Genomic DNA, 19311 nt, shown 5'->3' on the forward strand with positions numbered 1-19311 from the left:
GCGCCCCGGCGCCCCCCCCCGCCCCCCCGGCCCCCCCCCCCCCCCCCCCCGGGCCCCCGGCCCCCCCCCCCCGGGCCGGCCCCCCGCCCCCCCCCCCCCCCCCGCCCCGGGGCGCCGGGTCAGTCGATGCCCTGGGCGAAGCGGAAGAAGCGGTGGGGGTCGTAGGCGCGCTTGACCGTCCGCAGCCGGGCGTAGTTCTGCCCGTAGTACGCCTGCCGCCAGTCGGTGAGGGCCGGGTCCATGTAGTTCTGGTAGGACCGGTGGAGCGAGTACGGGTCCATCGTGGTGAAGGCCCCGTTCGCCCACGCCTGGGCCCGGTCCTTGTCGTCCTGGCCCGCGTCCGGGCGGGTCAGCCCCACCGAGAAGCCCGCGTTGAAGAGCGCGTCGCGGTGGACGAAGGCGGTGGCGTTCGGGGCGAGGTCGTTGATCTGCCCGCCGTAGGCGAAGAGCCCCAGGAAACGGAACTGGCCCGGCCGGGCGTCGGCCGTGAAGGAGGCCAGGGCCGCTTCGGCGGCGGCGCGGGTCCACGGCGCGCCGAAGTACAGGTTGCGGCCGGTGGAGTGGTTGTCGCGGGGCAGCTGGGCGTCGGGCGAGTAGCCGATGCGGTGGCACTCGGTGACGGTCTTCTCCCCGCAGCCGAAGACCTTCATCATCGCCTGCTGGTAGGGCAGCTCGGCCACGGTCCGGGTGACGGCGGGCACGCCAGCGGCGGCCACGAACCGGTCCAGGACCCGGTCGCAGTCGGCCTGCGGGCCGATGTACCCGCCGGTGAGGACCACGTACGGCTCGCTGCCCGCGGGCGCGTCGGTGGAGAGCAGGAAGAGCAGCTCCGAGGAGAGTTCCCGGGGCGCGGTGGCGATCCAGTCCTGCCAGGCCAGGATCGCCGAGGCGGCGTCCGTCCAGCGGAAGCCCAGGTTGTAGCTGGTGAGCGAGGGTATCCGGACCGGGCGTACCTCGAAGTCGGTGACGACGCCGAAGTTGCCGCCACCGCCGCCGCGCAGTGCCCAGTACAGGTCGGGGTGCTCGTCCTGCGCGGCCCGGACCGTCCGGCCGTCGGCGAGCACGACCCGGGCGGAGACCAGCCGGTCGGCGCCCATGCCGAACCTGCGGGACGCGAAGCCCAGGCCGCCGCCCTGTATCCAGCCGCCGGCGGCGACGGTGGGACAGGTGCCGGACGCCATCTGGATGCCGTGGGGGGCGAGGGTGTTCAGGATGTCGACGCCCTGGCTGCCGGGGCCCAGGTGAACCGTTTCTCCGGGGCGGACGGTGTTCATCCTGGAGACGTCGAGGACCAGGCCCGGGGTGGTCGAGTAGCCGGCCGCGCTGTGGCCGCCGCTGCGCACCGCCGTGGCCAGGCCGTTGTCCTGGGCGAAGCGGACGGTGGTGGCCACGTCGCACTCGTCGAGGCAGTAGGCGACGGCCTGCGGGTGGATCGCGTCGAACTGGGCCAGCTGCACCTGCTTGGCGGTCGTGTACGAGGCGTCGGCAGGCAGGACGAGCGGGCCGGAGAGCCGCCGTCGCAGGGTGCTCCAGGGGGCGGTGCCGGCGGCCTGCGCCAGCATCAGGCCACCGCTGCCGACGGTCAGCGCGGCTGCCGCGCCTACGCCGGCTCCGGCACGGATGAGCGAGCGCCTGCTGATCACTGACCACACTCCGTTCCGTCCTGCGCACGCAGGACAAAGGGGGTCCTGCGGGGGCAGGACGGGGCGTCGAACAGGTGCAGCTTCGGCGAGCGGGGGGCCGGGGCGGGACGAAGCGGCCCGGAGTCCGTCACAACGCGCCGGAACGGGTGGCCGCCGTGATCCACCGCGGCCGGGCCCGCCGGGTGCGGGGGCGGGCGGCCGGACACCGTGGGGGGCGGGGCCCCGCTGGTACACTGGGCGGTTGACCATCTTGTTTCTTGCTTCGGAAGGTTCTGCATGAAGAACCCGTCACCTCACGGGCGTTTCGGTGTGAAGGGCGGCGCCAGGACCGGCGCCAAGGCCCCTCGGGCCGCCGTACTGCAGGGCGAGTTCGCGGTGCCCAGAACGGTCGAGCCGGCGCTGGCGCCGGTGGAGTCGTTCTCCGAGCTCGGCCTGGCCCGTGAGCTGATGGAGACGCTGACCGGCCAGGGGGTGACCGAGCCGTTCCCCATCCAGGCCGCCACGCTCCCGAACGCCCTGGCCGGACGGGACGTCCTCGGCCGCGGCCGGACCGGCTCCGGCAAGACGCTCGCCTTCGGCCTGGCCCTGCTGGCGCGCACGGCGGGGCGGACGGCGGACCCCAAGCGCCCGCTCGCCCTGGTCCTGGTGCCGACGCGCGAGCTGGCGCAGCAGGTGACCGAGGCGCTGACCCCGTACGCGCAGGCGCTGGGGCTGCGGATGGCCACGGTGGTCGGCGGGCTGTCGATCGGGCGGCAGGTGAGCGCGCTGCGCACCGGGGCCGAGGTCGTGGTGGCCACCCCCGGTCGCCTCAGCGACCTGGTCGGGCGGCGTGACGTGCACCTGGAGCGGGTGCGGATCACGGTGCTGGACGAGGCCGACCAGATGTGTGACATGGGGTTCATGCCGCAGGTCACCGAGATCCTGGACCAGGTGCACCACGCGGGGCAGAAGATGCTCTTCTCCGCCACCCTGGACCGCAATGTGGACCAGCTGGTGCGCAGCTACCTGAAGGACCCGGTCTCGCACTCCGTGGACCCCGCGGCGGGCACGATCACCACGATGGACCACCACGTGCTGCACATCCACGCGGCCGACAAGTTCGCGACGGCGACCGAGATCGCGGCCCGTGACGGCCGGGTGCTGATGTTCCTGGACACCAAGCACGGAGTCGACCAGTTCACCCGGCACCTGCGGGCCATGGGCGTGCGGGCGGAGGGGCTGCACAGCGGGAAGTCGCAGCCGCAGCGGACCCGGACCCTGGACCGGTTCAAGAGCGGGGACGTCACCGTCCTGGTCGCGACCAACGTCGCCGCGCGCGGCATCCACATCGACGACCTGGACCTCGTGGTCAACGTCGATCCGCCGGCCGACCACAAGGACTACCTGCACCGCGGCGGCCGTACCGCGCGGGCCGGGGAGTCCGGGCGGGTCGTCACCCTCGTCACCCCGAACCAGCGCCGGGACATGGTGCGGCTGATGGCGGAGGCCCGCATCCGGCCGACCGTCACGCAGGTGCGGTCCGGTGAGACGGCGCTCAGCCGGATCACCGGCGCGAAGGCGCCCTCCGGGGTGCCGCTGGCCGGTGCGGCGCCGACCGACGCCCAGGGGAAGCCCTCGGGCTCGGACCTGGGCTTCCGCGGGATGGGTACCCGTCCGGGCCGGCCCGGCAGGGGCAAGGAGTCCCGCAAGACCACGGAGGCCCGCCAGACCGCCGAGGCGCGCCGCGCGGCCCGGGTGCGCCGGGGCAACTGACCTGCGGTGCCGGCCTCCGGGGAGAGAGGCCGGCACGTCGGGGCGGCGGTCAGCCGAGGCGTCGGCGGCGCCTCGCCGCCACGACGGCGCGGGTCACCACGGGCGGCAGCAGGTCCTTCGCCAGCTTGCGCAGGCGGACCTCCCGGGCCCGCCGGGCGGCGTCCGGAGCGGGCCGGGCGGGGGCCTCCTGGACGGGCCGGGGCGCGGGGCGCAGGGGCTGCGGCGGCGCGGGCGGGACGGCCCGGTCGTCGCCTATGCGGACCATCGGCCGGCCCGCGATGACGTCCACGCCGTGCCAGAGGTCCTCGCGCCCCTCCAGCCAGCCGAGCAGCGCCGCCCGGTGGGGCGCCGGGTCGTCCCAGGTCGCGTAGAGCTTCGACGAGGAGACGCAGACGGGGTGGAGCCCGCCGGTGACCACCGCGGTCCAGACCGCGGCGGCGACACCGGGGCAGTGCGGGGAGCGGTAGTCGTCGAAGACCACCACCGCGCCCGGGGCGGCGACCAGGCGTGAGCTCTCGATGTCCGTGACCACGTGCTCGTAGAGGTGGGAGGCGTCGATGTGCACGAACCGGCAGCTCGCCGGGGGCACCCGGCCGGCGATGACGGAGGTCGGGGCCTGCACGACCGTCGGCAGTTCCTCGTGGAAGGCCAGGTAGTTGGTCTCGAAGCCGCGGCGGGTGAGCGTGGGGTAGGAGTCCTGGTTCTCCGCGAGGTTGGAGTCGTCCGGCGCGGGCGAGTCGAAGAGGTCGCAGACGGTGAACGTCTCCCCCTTCCGCAGGTACCGGCCGAGGAAGATCGCGCTCTTGCCCAGGAAAGCGCCGAGCTCCAGGAGGTCGCCCGGACCGTCCCCGGCGTTGTTCTGGCGGGTCAGGAACCAGTCGAAGAGCACCTGGTCGTGCGCTCCGAACCAGCCTTCGACCTCGCTGAAGTCGCCGGGGACGGGCGGGGCGGGCTCGGTGTCGCGCGGAGCGACGGGAGCCTGTGAAACATGCGACACGGAGAGTCATCCTCCAGCGGAAGGGCATCGGTTCAGCGCTGCTACCTGGCCAGGTGTCCGCACCTTAGAACCCCGAACGGGTGTATGACGAGACCCTTACGCGGCAGGCGTGGAATAAATGCCGCCGGTTTCCCTCCGCCGCCCCTTTCTGGGGCTTATGTCCCCCGCGCGCCCGCCTCCTCCCGAGGCCCGGCGGCCTGCGGCCGGACGGCGAAGTCCCGGGCCGAGGGGACGAGGGCCGCGCAGGCGGGGGCGAGGAAGCAGGCCAGCGCGCAGCCGGCCAGCACCGGGCCCGCGCCGAAGGCGGCGACGGCCGGGGCGATCACCGCGAGGCCGACCGGGGCCAGTCCGTAGGAGAGCAGGAAGTCGAGGGAGGAGACCCGGGCGAGCTTGTCCGGGGCCACCTCGCGCTGCGTGGCCGTGAACCAGGGCACGTTGAAGAGCTCGATGCCCAGGCCGGCGACGGCGTAGGCGGCGACGACCACGGCCGCGGGGACGGGCAGCATCAGGCTCAGGGGGGCGAACCCGTACGCGGCGAGGCCCGCGAGGGCGGCCCAGCCCTCGGCGCGCGGGCGCAGCCGCGAGACGGCGAAGGCTCCGGCCAGGGCGCCCAGGGTGTAGGCGGTGGTGGCGGCGGCGAGGACGATCCCGGTGCCGTAGCGGTCGCGGCTGACGAGCGGCAGGGCGACGGCGGTGGCCGAGTACCCGGTGGCGATGACGGCGGTGAGGGCGAACAGCCCGGCCAGGAACCAGGGGTGGCGGCGGGCCTCGCGTATGCCGTCGAGGAACTCCTTCGCGAAGGAGGCGCGCGGGGCGGCGGCGGCCGGGTTCCCGGGGGCGGTGCGCGGCGGCCGGGCGGCCGGGGCCAGGGCGGCGGCCAGCCACAGCAGGCCGATCCCGAGCAGCAGGGTGGCGATGTCCAGGAAGGCGGCGAGCAGGGCCGTCAGAGCGGGGCCGGTCAGGGTGCTGACGCGGACGGAGAAGGTCATGGCGGCGTTGGCCCGCTGACGGCGCTCCGGTTCGACGACCTCGGCGGTGAGCGCCTGGAAGGCGGGCCGGCAGGCCCCCTGCCCGGCTCCGGCCAGGGCCGCGGCGGCGGCCATCAGCAGCAGCGAGCGGCCGAGGCCGAGGGCGAGCAGCGGGGCCGCCGCGGCGGCGGCGAGGCCGGACCAGAGCACCACGGCCCGCCGGGAGTGCCGGTCGGCGAGGACCCCGCCGACGGCGACGGCTCCCAGGAACCCGGCGGTGCGGGCGGCGAGGACCAGGCCGAGGCCGGCCGGGGTGAGGTCGCGGGTCAGGACGGCGAGGCCGAGGACGAAGGGCAGGGCCCAGGTCGCGAGCCCGGAGGCCGTGGTGGCGGACCACAGCCGCAGGAAGACGGGGTCGCGCAGCACCGACCGGGTGGGGGGTGGCGCCGTGGGCGCGGGGGTGCTGCGCGGGGGCGAACTGGTCATGCCTGGCTGCTCCTCGGGGTGTTCCGCGGCGTGCGGACGGCCCGCCCGGTGGGCGGTGACGCGCACCCCGGGTGGCCTAATGAAAACGATTGCCATTACAGTACACTCACACCCATCGCCGCTGGCAGGGGCATGCCATGAGGCACGTCCCTCCTCGCCGCAGCGCGCACATCGGCGTACCCCCATACCTTTTTGACTAGTTTTCGGAGGATTCATGCCTCGTTCCAGACGCCGGACCGGCTCCCTGGGGATCACCCTCGGACTGGGCACCGCCCTGACCCTCGCCCTCACGACCGCGGGATGCGCGGCCCCGGCGGACGGCCCGGAGGCGGCGGCCGGGGCGCCCGGGTCCACCACCCTCACCAGCTGCGGGCGGCAGCTGACCGTCGCCGCTCCCCCGCGGCGCGCGGTCACCCTCGACCAGAACAGCACCGAGCTGCTGCTGGAACTCGGGCTCGGCGCGCGGATGGCCGGGACGGCCAACCTCAAGACCAAGGTCGCCGGGGAGTACCGGGACGCCTATGCCAAGGTGCCCGTCCTCAGCCCCAAGGTGCTGGGCGGCGAACAACTGCGGGCCGCCGAACCCGACTTCGTCCTCGGCGGCTCCGCCGAGCTGTACACCGGGGACCGGGCCGGCACCCGCGAGGAGCTGGGCGCTCTGGGGCTGCCCGCCTTCGTCAGCGCCGTCGACTGCCCCGAGCTCAGCAGGCCGCCCAGGCCCGCCTTCGAGCTGCTCTTCGACGACTACCTCGCCCTGGGCCGGGCCTTCGGCGTCACCGACCGGGCCGAACGGCTCGCCGCCGGGCAGCGGGAACGGGTGGCACTGGCCGCCGCCACCGCCGGGCGGGTCCAGGGCGCGCCGACCGTGGTCTGGCTGTACTCCTCCTTCAACGGGACCCCGTACGTCGCCGGGGGCACCGGCATGCCCCACGAGATGAGCCGGCTGGTAGGCGCCCGCAACGCCTTCGACGACGTCGCCGAGGACTGGCCGGAGGTGACCTGGGAGGAGATCGCCGCCCGCGACCCCGACTTCCTCGTCATCGGGGACCTCTCCGAGCGGGGCAAGCCCGGCGACAGCGCCGCCGAGAAGCGGGCCCTGCTCACCGGGCACCCCGTCGTCTCCAAGCTGCGGGCGGTACGGGAGAACCGGATCGTGGAGGTGCCCGGCATCGAGATGGACCCCTCGGTGCGCTCGGTGCACGCGCTGGAACTGCTGGCCGCCGGGATGAAGGACCTCGGGCATGTCCGCTGACCCCCCGGTGGCCGCCGTCCCCCGGGCCGGGCCGCCCCCGGTCCTCCTCCTCACCGGCTCCGTGGCGCTGCTGACGGTCTCGCTGGCGACCGCCGTCGGCATCGGCAGCGCCCGCGCCGGGTACGGGGAGCTGCTGCGGGCCGTGGCCGTGCGCACCGGGTTCACCGGGGTCGAGCCGCTGCCCCCGCTGCTGGACTCGCTCGTCTGGGACCTGCGGGTGCCCCGGGTGCTGATGGCCGCGCTGGTCGGGGCGGCCCTCGCGGTGTGCGGGACCGTGCTCCAGGCCGTGACCCGCAACGCCCTGGCCGATCCGTACCTGCTGGGGATCTCCTCGGGGGCCTCGGCGGGAGCCGCCGCCGTCGTCGTCCTCGGGGTGGGCGCGGGCGCGCTGGGCGTGTCCGGCGGGGCCCTGGCGGGGGCGCTGGTCTCCTTCGGGGTGCTGGTGCTGCTGCTGCGGGGCGGCGGGGGGCTGGACTCGGCCCGGATCGTCCTGGTCGGGGTGGTGGTGGGCCAGCTCTTCGCGGCGCTGATGTCGCTGGTGCTGATGGCCGCCGGGGACGCCGACACCACCCGGGCGCTCACCCACTGGCTGCTCGGCTCCCTGGCCGCCGCCCGCTGGGACGCCGTGGCGGTGTGCGCGGTGGTGACCCTGGTGGGGCTGGGCGCCGCCCGGTGCTGCGCCGGGTCCCTGGACGCGCTGGCCTTCGGCGCCGACACCGCCGCCTCGCTGGGGGTCGACGTACGGGCCGTGCGCCGGCTGCTGCTGGTGGTGACCGCCGTGCTGACGGCCGTGGCGGTGGCCTCGGTCGGGGCGATCGGCTTCGTCGGCCTGATCGTGCCGCACGGGGTCCGTTTCCTGGTCGGGCCGCGCCACCGGCTGCTGCTGCCGTACTCGGCCCTGGCCGGGGCGGTGTTCCTGGTCTGGACGGACGCCCTGGCCCGGGTGGCGTTCGCCCCCCGCGAGGTGCCGGTGGGCGTCTTCACCGCGCTCGTCGGGGTCCCGCTCTTCCTGCTCGTCCTGCGCCGCCGGGGGCAGTTGTGAGGATCACCGTCGAATCGCTGAGCTGGGCCGTCGGGGGCAGGACGGTGGTGCGGGAGGTGGACTTCGAGGTCGCTCCCGGCGAGACCGTGGGGCTGATCGGCCCCAACGGCTGCGGGAAGTCCTCGCTGCTGCGCTGTGTCGCCGCGCTGCGGGCGCCGTCCGCCGGGACGGTCCGCTACGACGGCCTGCCCGTCGCCGGCTGGAGCCCGCGCCGGACCGCCCTGGCCCTGGCCTTCGTGGAACAGTCGCCCGCCACCGACGCCGGGATGCGGGTCGCCGATGTCGTCGGCCTCGGGCGCACCCCGTACCAGGGGCGCTGGCGGGGGCCCGGGCCGGCCGACCGGGAAGCCGTCGCACGGGCCCTCGTACGGACCGGGCTGGTCCCGCTGGCCGGGCGGACCTGGCGGGAGCTGTCCGGCGGGGAGCGCCAGCGGGCGCACCTGGCGCGGGCCCTGGCCCAGGAGACCGGCGCCCTGGTGCTGGACGAGCCCACCAACCACCTCGACGTGCGCCACCAGCTGGAGCTGCTGGAGCTGGTGTCCGGCAGTGGCCGCACGGTGCTGGTGGCCCTGCACGACCTGGCGCTGGCGGCCCGCTACTGCGACCGGCTGCTGCTGATGCACCACGGCCGGCTGGTGGCCTCGGGCACCCCGGCCGAGGTGCTCGCGCCCGCGCGGCTGGCCGAGGTCTTCGAGGTCGACGCCGAGCCGCACAAGGACCCGCTGGGGCATCTGGCCCTGGCCTACCGGGGGCCGTTGCCCCGTCACAAGAACGTGGACGAAGGAGAGTCGTGAAGAGCGTGACAGGTACGGCCGCCGTGACCGGTGGCGTCGGGGAACTGACCCGGGACGTGCTCGACGGAGCCCACGGGCCGCTGCCCTCGGAGCTGACGGCGACCAGTGTGTTCTGGATGCACCACGGGACCCGGCTGGCGGGCGGTGACACCACCTACCGCAACCAGTACGTGCTGGTGCGGCTCGGCGAGGCGTTCGGGGCCTGCGCCTTCGAGGAGGGAGAGATCGGCCCGCAGGTGTGCGGGGAGCTGTCCGGCAGCCCGCTGGACCGTCTGCTGCGCACGGGACCGCGACCGCTGCGGCTCGCCGCGCTGGACGCCTACCTGGCCGCCGTACGGCCGCACCGCACGGCGGCCGAGGCCGGGCAGGCCGAGCCGGTGGCGCTGCCCGCCGGGCCGCCGGAGGTACGGGCCCGCGCCCGGGACGCGGCGGTGGCCGGGCTGCTGGACATCGGGCCGGGGGCCGAGGTGGCGCTGATCGGCGTGGTGAACCCGCTCGTCGCGGCGATCCGCGAGCGCGGCGGGGTGCCGCTGCCCTGCGACCTGAACCTGCGCGCCACCCAGTGGGGCGACCCGGTCTCGGCCGACATGACGCAGGTCCTGGAGCGGGCCGACGCGGTGGTGGCGACCGGGATGACCCTGGGCAACGGCAGCTTCGACACGCTCCTGGCCCGCTGCCGGGAACGGGAGCTGCCGCTGGTCGTGTACGCGCAGAGCGGCAGCGCCGTGGCCCGCGCGTTCCTGGGTCGCGGGGTGAGCGCGCTGTCGGCGGAGCCGTTCCCGTTCTCCCAGTTCAGCGCCGAGCCGACCACGCTCTACCGCTACCGGGCGACCGCGTGAGGGGGGCCGGGACCCGCGACCGGTTCCCGGCCCGCCGGGGCGCCCCGCAGGCGCCCGCTTTCCGTACCGCCGGTCCGGCCAGGGCGGCCACCGGCGCAGCAGAGGACGAAAGGACCCGTCATGGAGCAGCACTTCGCCGAGGCCGTGGGGCGGCCGGACCTGATCCGGCTCGACGAGCGGCTCGTCTGCGTCCGCTTCGAGACGATGAAGGCCCTCTCCGCGCTGGCGGCGGTCCGTCGGCTGCTGGAGACGGGGGTGGTGCGGCCCGGTGACACCCTGCTGGACAGCTCCAGCGGGATCTACGCGCACGCTCTGGCGCTCGCCTGCCACCGGCACGGGATGCACTGTCACATCGTCGGGTCGACCACCGTGGACCACACGCTGCGCGTCCAGCTCGCGGTGCTCGGGGCCACGTTCGAGCAGATGGAGCCGTGCGCGGACCTGAAGCTGGACCAGAAGCGGCGGGTGGCCCGGGTCGCCGAGATCCTGGCGGAGCACCCGGGCCACCACTGGATGCGGCAGTACCACGACCCCGTCCACTACCTCGGTTACGAGGCGGTCGCCGACCGGATACACGCCGAGGTGGACGACGGCCCGCTGGTCCTGGTCGGCGGGGTCGGCACGGGGGCGTCCACCGGGGCGCTGGCCGGGTACCTGCGGGCGGCGCGCCCGCAGGTACGGCTGGTGGGCGTGCAGCCGTACGGGAGCGTCACCTTCGGCGCCGGGCACGTGAGCGACCCGGAGATCATCATCGCCGGGATCGGCAGTTCCATCCCGTTCGAGAACGTCGCGCACGAGCTGTACGACACGATCCACTGGACGGGCTTCGACGTGGCGCGGGCCGGGAGCGTCGACCTGTTGCGCCGGCACGCGGTGTTCGCGGGGCTGTCCTCGGGGGCCGCGTACCTGGCGGCGCGGTGGGAGCGGGAGCTGTGTCCGCGGGCGACGGTGGTGTTCGTGGCGCCCGACACGGGGCACCGGTACGTGGACAGCGTCTTCGCCGGGCACGCGGACGTGCCCCCGGTCGCGGAGCTGGCGCCCCGGGAGGCGGCGGGCCCGCAGGAGCTGACGCTGCCCTGGTCCCGGATGGACTGGGCCGGCTCCACGGCACCCTGCCGGACCCCGGCGGGTGTCTCCTAGGTCCTGTCTTCGAGGTCCCGGCCGGTGCCCGTCGGGTCAGGTGGTGGTCCGGCGGCGCAGGCGCTGGGCGGCGGTGTTGCGGACGCTCCAGGTGCGGGCTCCGGCGGCGAGCAGGCCGAGGGCGTCGGCCGAGGCCACCGTCCGCACGGCGGTGCGCTGGCACCAGTCGGAGGCGCCGGTGAGCTCCTCGGCCGACCAGGGGTCGCCGTGGCCCAGGGCCTTGAGCAGGGTCCACTCGCGCAGCCGCCGGGCCGGGAAGGCGCGGCCCGCCACCGCGGCGGTCATCTCGTGGGCCCAGCCGGGGAACGCCGCCCCGGCGGGCAGGCGCGCCGCCCGGCGGTCGAGGTGGGTGACGACCGCGCTCTCGGCCATCACCGGGTCGGGGTCGCGCAGGACGGCCGCGACCGCCTCGGCCTCGGCCCCGCACCCGCCGGTGCGGGCGGCGGCGGCCAGGGAGTCCAGGTGGCGGGCGTAGCTCCGGCGCGCGGGGGCCGCGTCCTCGCCTGCGGGGTTCACCGGGCGGCGCCTTCGCGGGCCGGGCCCGCGGGGGGCCCGTACGGGAGCGGCGCCGGGGCGGAGTGGCCGCGCCGGACCGTCCGGGCGGGTGCGGTCCGGGCGGGTACGGTCCGGGCGCCCGGTGCGCCGGGTCCGGGCCGGGCGCGCCCGGGGCCGGGCCGCCGCGTCGTGTGCTGTCCTCTCCCCATGGCGTCCATTCCACACGACCGCCGCGGACGGCCGGTGACCAGGGTGCCTCCCGGCGCCGGGGCCGTTCCCGGCCGTCCGCGCACGGGCCCGGTCAGACCTGCTCGAAGTGGAAGGACTTGATGAAGCAGTCCCGGGGCTGGCCCACGGCGAACAGGACGCAGTCCACCAGTGACTGGGCGGTGAGCGGGTCCTTGGCCGTGCGCGGGGCGTTCTCCCAGGCGTCCGAGAGCGGGTCGTGGTTGTCGAAGTCCGGCGGGTAGAGGGAGATGACCCGCACGCCCCGCTCGCGCAGCCTGCGCGAGAGGATCTCGGTGAAACCGGCCTGGGCGCTCTTGGCGGCGTAGAAGGCGTCGTGCGCGTCGGAGCGGTGGTGGCCCGCGTCCCCGCACCCCGAGACCATGGTCACGATGTCCGGCTTGTCTGATTCCAGGATCAGCGGGAGGAACGCCTTGGTGACCAGGACGGTGCCGGTGGCCCCGGAGGCGAGGGTGTCGACGACGTCCTCGTCGGAGGCGGAGAGCAGCTCCGTGCCGTGCTGGTACCGGGACCCGTTGTTGACGAGCACGTCGACGTGGCCGGTCCGGGCGGCCACCGCGGCGGCGAACCGCCGTACCGAGGCGGGGTCGGTGAGGTCGCAGGCGAAGGCGTGGACGCGGTCGGCGTCGTGGCCCTGCGCGACGATCTCCTCGCGGACGCCCGCGGCGGCTTCGAGGGTGCGGGCGGAGAGGTACACCTCGGCGCCCTGGCTCGCGAGGCGCAGGGCGAGGGTACGCCCGAAGTCGCGGCCGGCGGCGGTGATGACGACGCGGTGGTGGGTGAGGGTCATGACGGCGCTCCTGGTTCGTGGTCGTCCACATGATCACAAACCCGGCCCCGGGCGGTCCGGACGGGACGCCGGGTACGGGAGGGACCGGGCCCGGCCGGGACGCGGGGCGGCCCGGGCCCGCGCCGGCCGGTCAGTCGCCGTACGCCTCGTGCCCGCCGTGCCCCTGGCCCGGCTCGTGTCCCGGCTCGGGCAGCGGGGCCCCGGTCTCCAGCAGGGTCTTGAGGCTGGAGACGAGCAGCGGCCAGGTCCGGGCGCACATGCCGATCATGGTGGAGCCGGGGGTGAACCCCTCGTGGAGGACGGTCAGCCGCGCCAGGGTGTCGCCGACCGGCTCGATCTCGTACGTGACCCGGGTACGGGGCTCCCGCGCCAGGGCGGCCCGCAGCTCCTCGCCGACCCCGGCCGCGGCCGCCCAGCCCGGGGTGAAGGTGTGCCAGGTGTAGGAGAGCCTGCGGTGCGGGACGCAGTCGAGGACCACCTGCGCGGGGTCGCTGGTACGGGCCCCGTGCTCGACCCAGTCCATCGGCGAGCCCACCGCCCAGTCGGTCTCGAAGCTCAGGCCCCAGTACCGGCGGGTGAGAGCGGGCTCGGTGAGGGCCTGCCAGACCCGGGCGGGGTCGGCCTGGATGTACAGGGTGTAGGTGATCGCGCTGTCGCTCATGGCCCCATGCTGCGGGACCGCCGCCCGCCGGGGACGGATTTGCCGGCGCGCGGCGGCGGCCCGCGCCGCGGTCACCAGCGGACGCCCTCCTGGGGCAGTTCCGTGAGCGGGGTGCGGGCGGGGACGGGGAGGGAGAGCCGGGCGCGGGCCGCGTGGACGGCCGCGAGTTCGTGGTGGCCGGCCGGACCCCAGTCGCTGAGTTCGCGGACCTGCTCGGGGGTGGCCAGCAGCCGGGCGCGGGCCGGGTCGGCGGCCGGGCCCACGGCGGTCAGGCGGGCCGCGGTACGCGGGTGGACGCCGTGCCGGTCCGGCGGGCCCCCGGCGTCCGGGGCGGTGTACCGGTAGCCGAGCGGGACGGCGCCCGTGGTGGGTCCGGCCGTCGGGGAGGGCAGGTGGGCGGCGCCGGTGGCGCGGGCGATCAGCAGCAGGACCCGGCCGTCGGGGGCGAAGAGCCAGCCCGAGCGCCCCCGTACGGGCAGGTGGGCGGGGGCCGGGCCGGGGTGCCAGGTGCCGTGGTGCGGGACCCGGCGGGTGCGCAGCACGCCGAGCCGGTCGAGGGCGGTGGGCGCGGTGGGGCGGCCGTCCTCCAGCAGGGCGGTGCCGCCGCCGTTGACGCGGGCGCGCAGCGCGGACAGCGTGCGGCGGGCGTCGCCCGCGTCCATCAGCGCCGGCAGGTCGGCCGGTTCGGCGAAGCCGATGCCGGTGATCTCCTGGGCCGGGAGGCGGACGGCGGCGGTCTGCTCCGGGCTCCAGGTGCCGCCGTCGTAGACGTGCAGGATCTCGCCGGGGAAGCGCATGCCGGGGGCGAAGCCGGGGGCCCCGGCGGGAATCCAGTCCACGGCGAGGCCGCGCGGGTAGCGGCCCTCGACGCCGAGCTCCTCGCGCATCTCGCGGGCCGCGGCCCCGGAGGGCGCCTCGCCCGCGTCCACGGCGCCGCCGGGCAGCAGCCGGTCCTCGCGGTAGTCGACGCTCTGCAGGAGAACCCGGCCGTCGGTGTCGGTGACGAGGACGACGGCTCCGGTCCACAGGGCGGCGCGCGAGGCGCCGTACGCCTCCGGGGTCATCCAGGTGCCCGGCCGCCCGGGGTCGTGCTCCCCGCCCGCCGCCCGGTGGACGGGGGCCGTCGCCTCCGTCACCTCGTCGGTCACTGCCTCGTCGGTCAGCTGCGGCATCGGAACTCCGTTCACCGTGGGGGGACCCGCCGGCTGTGCAACAGTGGACACGGCCGACGGGTTACGGCGGCCCGCGCGCCGGGGCCGCGCACCCCTGCTTTACGCGTCCTATACCTCCTTATTACCTGGTTATGCAGCCCCTGATACGTTCCCCGTGCGGACTGGCGGCGTGAGAACCGCCGGTCCGACCACGTCACCGCAGCGAGGAGAGACCCAGACATGCGACGCGCTTCCCGTACGGATACCGGGGCGTCCGCCGGAAAACGGTGGACCGTACCGGCTGTCGCGGGTGTGGTCGGTGGCGCCGCGGTCCTCGGCTTCGGCGGGCTGTACGGCGCCGGACTGCTCCTCGCGGGCGAGGACGTCGCGGCGGGCACGAAGGTGCGCGGGGTCGACATAGGCGGGATGAGCCGGGCCGAGGCGCGCCGGACCCTGGACCGGGAGCTCGGACCGGCCGCCGCGGCCCCGGTCGCGCTGCGGATCGGCGAGCACACCGAGCAGGCCGGACCGGGCACCCTCGGGCTCTCCCTCGACACCGGGGCGACCGTCGAGCGCGCCGCGCGCTCCGGATCGGACCCGCTGACCGTGATCGGCCGGCTCTTCTCCTCCGGCGACCCCGATGTGGAGCCGGTCGTCGGGCTCGACGAGAAGAAGGCCCGCGCCACCCTGGACACCCTGGGCAAGAAGGCCGGGCAGCAGACCCGGGAGGGTTCCGTCGCCTTCGAGAAGGGCAAGGCGAAGGCGGTGGCCCCGGTCACCGGTGTCACCGTCGATCCCGCCCGCTCGCTGGACGCGCTGCGGTCCGGTTACCCCCGGGCCGGCGGCACGCCCCTGGCCCTGCCGGTGCAGCGGACCGAGCCGCGGATAGGACAGCAGGAGACGGAGCGGGCCCTGAAGGAGTTCGCGACGCCCGCCATGTCCGCGCCGGTCACCCTCACCCTCGACGGCAAGCGCATACCCGTCGGCCCCTCCGTCCTGTCGAAGCACCTGGCCATGAAGGACGACGGCAAGGGCCGTCTCGCCCCGGCCCTCGACACCAAGGCGCTGCTGGCCGACCCGGAGCTGGCCGGTCCGCTGCGGCAGGCCACCGCCGGTCCGGTCGAGGCGAAGCTCCGGGTCGACGGCGCGGGCCAGGTCACGGTCACCGAGGAGGGCAAGCCCGGCCGGCAGGTCACCGAGCAGGGGCTGAGCGCGGCCGTGCTGCCCCTGCTGACCGGGTCCGGCGCGTCCGCCCGGACCGGGGAGGTCGCCACCGAGGCGGTACAGCCCCGGCTCTCCCAGGGGACCGTGCAGCAGCTCGGCATCAAGGAGAAGGTCTCCTCCTTCAAGGTCGACTTCGAACCGGCCGCCTACCGCACGACCAACATCGGCCGGGCCGCCCAGCTCATCAACGGTTCGCTGGTGCTGCCCGACGAGACGTGGAGCTTCAACCGCACGGTCGGCGAGCGCACGAAGGAGAACGGCTTCGTCGACGGCCTGATCATCAACAACGGCCAGTACGAGAAGGCGTCCGGCGGCGGGGTCTCGGCCGTCGCGACCACCGTCTTCAACGCGATGTTCTTCGCGGGCGTCAAGCCGGTGGAGTACGGGGCGCACTCCTTCTACATCGAGCGCTACCCCGAGGGCCGTGAGGCCACCGTCGCCTGGGGCACCCTGGACCTGCGCTTCGCCAACGACTCGGGCAAGGCCCTGTACATCCAGGCCGAGGCCACCGACTCCTCGATCACCATCACGTTCCTCGGGACGAAGAAGTACGACGAGATACGCGCGACCAAGGGCCCGCGGACCAACGTCAAACAGCCGGCCGTCCGGGCCGGAAAGGGCCCGAAGTGCGAGATCCAGTCGCCGCTGGAGGGGTTCGACGTGGCAGTCGACCGAATATTCGTGCAGGGCGGCAAAGAGGTCAAGCGGGAGACGATGAAGACCCGCTACACCCCGCGCGACACCGTGACCTGCGACTGATGCGGGTCCAGCTGACGCGCGCGCGGGCGGCGAAGCGGATGACGGGCACGGACCCCGGCGACGGCGGCCCGGCCGCCGCCACGAGCGGGGCTGCCGGGAGTACCAGGACTTCCGGGGCGGCGACCGGAGCGCCGGGCAGCGGTCCCGCCGCCCGGGTGAAGGGGGCCGGTACCAGGCTGGCCGGGGTGGACGCCGTGCGCGGGCTCGCCGTCCTCGGCATGTTCGCGGTGCACGTCGGGCCGGGGCCTCGGCCCGACGGCGCCGGGTACCTGGTGATCGCGGCCGACGGGCGGGCCCCGGCGCTCTTCACCCTCCTCGCCGGTTTCTCGCTCGTCCTGGCCCAGCGGGGCCGCAGCCTCGCCGAGCAGCCGTCCGGCTGGGCCGCACGCTACCGCCCGCTGCTGATCCGCTGCGCGATCATGGCCGCGCTCGGCCTGGCGCTGGCCGCCCTGTCGCCCGGCATCCTGGTGATCCTGGCCTTCTTCGCCGTCTACTTCCTGGCCGCCGAGCCCTTCACCCGGCTCTCCACCCCCGTCCTGACCACCCTGGCGGCCGGTTCCGTGGTGGCGGGCCCGCTGCTGTCGTTCCTGCTCGGCCCGTTCTTCGGCTACGGGAGCGCCGGCCGGGGCCGGGTCCCCGACCTCTCCGGGGCGGTCGGCCGGGACGGGCTCGGCGACATGGTGGTCCAGCTCCTCCTGACCGGCGCGTACCCGCTGGCCACCTACTTCCCGTACGTCCTGGCCGGAATGGCCCTGGGACGGCTGTGCGACCTCCGGAAGGGGTCCGCCGCCCGGCGGATGGCGGTGTGGGGCACGGCGGCGGCCGTCGCGGGCTACGGCGCGGCCTGGCTCGCCACCGAGGTGTTCGGCGGCCGGCAGCGGCTCCTCGACGCGATAGCCGTCCACCACCCGCAGGCCCTGAGCGCCGCCGATCCCGTACGGGAAGTGCTGCGCGGGCAGTACGGCGCCATACCCAGCACCTCCTGGGACTGGCTGCTGGTGGCCGACCCCTACAGCCAGACGCCGCTGGAGACGCTCGGCAACACGGGCGTGGGCTGCGCGCTCATCGGCCTGTGCGTGCTCGCCGCACGGCACCGGCTCGGCGACCGCCTGCTCCGGCCCCTGGCCGTCCTCGGGGCGATGGCGCTGAGCGCCTACGTCGTCCACGCACTGGTGCTGGCCGGCCCGGCGCACGGGGCCGCCTCCTGGTCCGCGCTGGGCCTCTTCGGCGGCGCGGCCCTGGCCTTGACCTGGGCCTGGCAGCGCGTCTGGGCCCACAGCCCGCTGCGCCGCGGCCCGGTGGAACACCTGCTCCGGCTGGCGACCCACGGCCGGACCCGGGCGTAGGACAGTACCGGGCACAGGGCGGTTCCGGACGTAGGGCGGCACCGGTCCGGCGGTGGCCTCGGGGGTGCCGGGCCGAGTGGGGGCCGGGACCGTCCGAGGGGCGGTGGCGCGGCCGGACTCCACGGACTCACCCGTCCGCGTGACCGTACCGGGCCCGTGGCCCGCGGTGCGGCAAGGTGGGCGGATGCTGTTGCTGCGCCGGTCCCTGCCGCTGGCCCTCGCCTCACTCGTCATGACCTGCGGGTGCACGACCGTGCACCCCGCCGCCGGCCCGCCGGAGCCGCCGCGCCCGGCGTCCGGGACGGCGCCCACGGCGTCCCGGCAACCGGCGCCCGTGGCCTGGCCGCTGGGCCGGCTGCCCCGGACCACGCCCGCGCCGACGGCCGGGTCCGGTCCGGCGCCCGCTTCCGCGCGGGCCGCCGAGACGGTGGCGGTGGCGGACACCCCCGCGCGGACCGGACCGCGCCGCACGCGCCCCGCCCGGCCCGCGGCGCCCGCCCCGGCGCCACGGGCCGTCCGTCCCCCGGCACCGGCCGGGACCCCGCCGCGCGGGCGTCCGGCCGCGCCACGGCGTACGTACGAGATGACGCTCTTCTGCGAGGCGGCCCGGGGCACGGTGGCCGCCGCCTCCGTGCCCCTGTGCCGCTGAGCCGTCCCCCGGCGCCGACCGGGCACCGGCACAGGGCCCGGCGGCCGGTGGGCCGGGCTCAGCCGAACGCCGCCCGGGTGGCCGGGCCGTAGACGCCCTTCGGGTCGCCCTTGATGTCCCGGTCCCGCTGGAGCTGGGCGACACCGCGCTCGGTCTGCTCGTCGTAGACACCGGTGACGGAGACGTACATGAACCCCTGCCCGTACAACCGCTGCTGAAGGGTGCGCACCTCGGCCCCCCGGTCACCCGGGCTCAGGGTCCCCGACGCCTCCGAAGGCGGCCGGGTCGGTGACGCGCTCGGCGCGGACGTCGGCTTCGGACCCGGGCTCGGCCCCTGGCTCTGGCTCTGGCTCTGGCTCGTGGAGGGGCTGGACGAGACGGAGGCGGAGGCCGGGGCGGACACCGAGGCAGCGGCGGAGGCGGAGCGTACGGGCGCGCCGGAGGGAGCCCCGGGCCCGGGTGTCGTACCGGCGTCGGGGCCACGGTCCGGGAGCGCCGGGGCGGAGAGCCCCGGCAGGGGCAGGGCCCGTACCGGCTCCGGGTCGGGACCGCGCAGCAGGAAGACCAGCCCACCGGCTCCGGCGAGCGCGATCAGGGCGAGGACGGCCATCGGGAACCGCCCGCCGGAACCGCGCACACGCCGACGGGCCGACCCGGGCTCGGACCCGGGCTCGGGCGGGACGGCGGGCAGGACGGCCGTCGTCCCGAACGGGCCGGGGGCGGCGGGCCCGAAACCGGCGGGTGGCGGGGCGGTCGGGGAAAGCGGGTCGGGGCCGGGCCCGGGGCCGGGTGTCGTCTCCCGGGCCTGCTCGGCCGGGCCGGGGAAGGAGACGGTCCCGGCCTGCGGGCCCGCGGGCGCGGGAGGCCGGCCCGAGGGGGCCACGTACGGGCGTACGAGCGGGCTGTCGTCGGGCACGATCCCGCTCTCGTCAGGGTGCTGGGACACGGTGTCTCCCGGCGGGCACGGGGGCCGGGGCGGGGGGGGCGCGCCCGCCCCCCCCCCCGCCGGGGCGGCCCCGCGCCCCCGGGCGCCCCCGGCCCCGCCCCCGCCCCCGGCCCCGCCGCCCCCCGCCCCCC

Annotated in this window: 17 protein-coding genes; 9 read left to right on the plus strand and 8 right to left on the minus strand. The window is 76.0% G+C overall.

Going from position 1 to position 19311, the window contains the following annotated elements; all coding sequences use genetic code 11:
* Positions 1-119: 119 nt before the first annotated feature.
* Positions 120-1643: an FAD-binding oxidoreductase gene (locus ACIA5F_RS20625; protein WP_399354955.1), complete on the minus strand. Its 1524-nt coding sequence runs from the start codon at positions 1641-1643 to the stop codon at positions 120-122.
* A 276-nt stretch (positions 1644-1919) separates the two neighbouring features.
* Here ACIA5F_RS20625 and ACIA5F_RS20630 point away from each other — a divergent pair, with 276 nt between their 5' ends.
* Entirely contained in the window at positions 1920-3395 is a 1476-nt protein-coding gene (locus tag ACIA5F_RS20630; protein ID WP_399354957.1) for a DEAD/DEAH box helicase, read from the plus strand.
* Between the two features lie 49 nt (positions 3396-3444).
* On the opposite strand, the gene ACIA5F_RS20635 is transcribed toward ACIA5F_RS20630, so the two are convergent.
* Positions 3445-4392, minus strand: coding sequence for a class I SAM-dependent methyltransferase (locus ACIA5F_RS20635; RefSeq protein WP_399354959.1), 948 nt, complete (start codon positions 4390-4392; stop codon positions 3445-3447).
* A gap of 155 nt (positions 4393-4547) precedes the next feature.
* Positions 4548-5846, minus strand: a complete 1299-nt coding sequence (locus ACIA5F_RS20640; RefSeq protein WP_399354961.1) for an MFS transporter — start codon at positions 5844-5846, stop codon at positions 4548-4550.
* Positions 5847-6060: 214 nt separating this feature from the next.
* On the opposite strand from ACIA5F_RS20640, the gene ACIA5F_RS20645 reads away from it, so the two are divergent.
* From ACIA5F_RS20645 to ACIA5F_RS20665, 5 genes are all read left to right on the plus strand, one after another.
* Positions 6061-7098 (plus strand): ABC transporter substrate-binding protein, encoded by a 1038-nt coding sequence (locus ACIA5F_RS20645; RefSeq protein WP_399354963.1) that lies wholly within the window; start codon positions 6061-6063, stop codon positions 7096-7098.
* Positions 7088-8140 carry a FecCD family ABC transporter permease gene (locus ACIA5F_RS20650; protein WP_399354965.1) on the plus strand — a complete coding sequence of 351 codons (1053 nt, stop codon included), beginning with the start codon at positions 7088-7090 and terminating at the stop codon, positions 8138-8140. The genes ACIA5F_RS20645 and ACIA5F_RS20650 overlap by 11 nt, the downstream gene beginning before the upstream one ends.
* The gene (locus ACIA5F_RS20655) at positions 8137-8934 is read left to right on the plus strand and encodes an ABC transporter ATP-binding protein (RefSeq protein ID WP_399354967.1); all 798 of its coding nucleotides are present in this window, start codon (positions 8137-8139) and stop codon (positions 8932-8934) included. The genes ACIA5F_RS20650 and ACIA5F_RS20655 overlap by 4 nt, the downstream gene beginning before the upstream one ends.
* Positions 8931-9773, plus strand: a complete 843-nt coding sequence (locus ACIA5F_RS20660) for a Rossmann-like domain-containing protein (RefSeq protein ID WP_399354969.1) — start codon at positions 8931-8933, stop codon at positions 9771-9773. The genes ACIA5F_RS20655 and ACIA5F_RS20660 overlap by 4 nt, the downstream gene beginning before the upstream one ends.
* Positions 9774-9893: 120 nt before the next feature.
* Positions 9894-10913: a pyridoxal-phosphate dependent enzyme gene (locus ACIA5F_RS20665; RefSeq protein ID WP_399354971.1), complete on the plus strand. Its 1020-nt coding sequence runs from the start codon at positions 9894-9896 to the stop codon at positions 10911-10913.
* Between the two features lie 36 nt (positions 10914-10949).
* On the opposite strand, the gene ACIA5F_RS20670 is transcribed toward ACIA5F_RS20665, so the two are convergent.
* From ACIA5F_RS20670 to ACIA5F_RS20685, 4 genes are all read right to left on the minus strand, one after another.
* Positions 10950-11429 carry a hypothetical protein gene (locus ACIA5F_RS20670; RefSeq protein WP_399354973.1) on the minus strand — a complete coding sequence of 160 codons (480 nt, stop codon included), beginning with the start codon at positions 11427-11429 and terminating at the stop codon, positions 10950-10952.
* Between the two features lie 280 nt (positions 11430-11709).
* Positions 11710-12444 (minus strand): SDR family oxidoreductase, encoded by a 735-nt coding sequence (locus tag ACIA5F_RS20675; RefSeq protein WP_399354975.1) that lies wholly within the window; start codon positions 12442-12444, stop codon positions 11710-11712.
* 130 nt (positions 12445-12574) lie between these two features.
* Positions 12575-13105, minus strand: a complete 531-nt coding sequence (locus ACIA5F_RS20680; RefSeq protein WP_399354977.1) for an SRPBCC family protein — start codon at positions 13103-13105, stop codon at positions 12575-12577.
* Between the two features lie 71 nt (positions 13106-13176).
* On the minus strand, positions 13177-14277 hold the full coding sequence (locus ACIA5F_RS20685; protein ID WP_399354979.1) for an NUDIX domain-containing protein: 1101 nt from the start codon (positions 14275-14277) through the stop codon (positions 13177-13179).
* A 219-nt stretch (positions 14278-14496) separates the two neighbouring features.
* On the opposite strand from ACIA5F_RS20685, the gene ACIA5F_RS20690 reads away from it, so the two are divergent.
* The 3 genes from ACIA5F_RS20690 (at position 14497) to ACIA5F_RS20700 (ending at position 18234) form a co-directional block, all read left to right on the plus strand.
* The gene (locus tag ACIA5F_RS20690) at positions 14497-16239 is read left to right on the plus strand and encodes a VanW family protein (RefSeq protein ID WP_399354981.1); all 1743 of its coding nucleotides are present in this window, start codon (positions 14497-14499) and stop codon (positions 16237-16239) included.
* Complete coding sequence (locus ACIA5F_RS20695; RefSeq protein WP_399354983.1) at positions 16239-17585, plus strand: DUF418 domain-containing protein; 1347 nt, start codon at positions 16239-16241, stop codon at positions 17583-17585. The genes ACIA5F_RS20690 and ACIA5F_RS20695 overlap by 1 nt, the downstream gene beginning before the upstream one ends.
* 184 nt (positions 17586-17769) lie before the next feature.
* On the plus strand, positions 17770-18234 hold the full coding sequence (locus tag ACIA5F_RS20700; protein ID WP_399354985.1) for a hypothetical protein: 465 nt from the start codon (positions 17770-17772) through the stop codon (positions 18232-18234).
* Positions 18235-18292: 58 nt separating this feature from the next.
* Here ACIA5F_RS20700 and ACIA5F_RS20705 read toward each other — a convergent pair whose 3' ends face one another.
* Positions 18293-19180 (minus strand): peptidoglycan-binding protein, encoded by an 888-nt coding sequence (locus ACIA5F_RS20705; protein ID WP_399354987.1) that lies wholly within the window; start codon positions 19178-19180, stop codon positions 18293-18295.
* Positions 19181-19311: the final 131 nt, after the last annotated feature.

The organism is Streptomyces sp. NPDC051567 (assembly GCF_044454165.1).
Classification (GTDB): Bacteria; Actinomycetota; Actinomycetes; order Streptomycetales; family Streptomycetaceae; genus Streptomyces.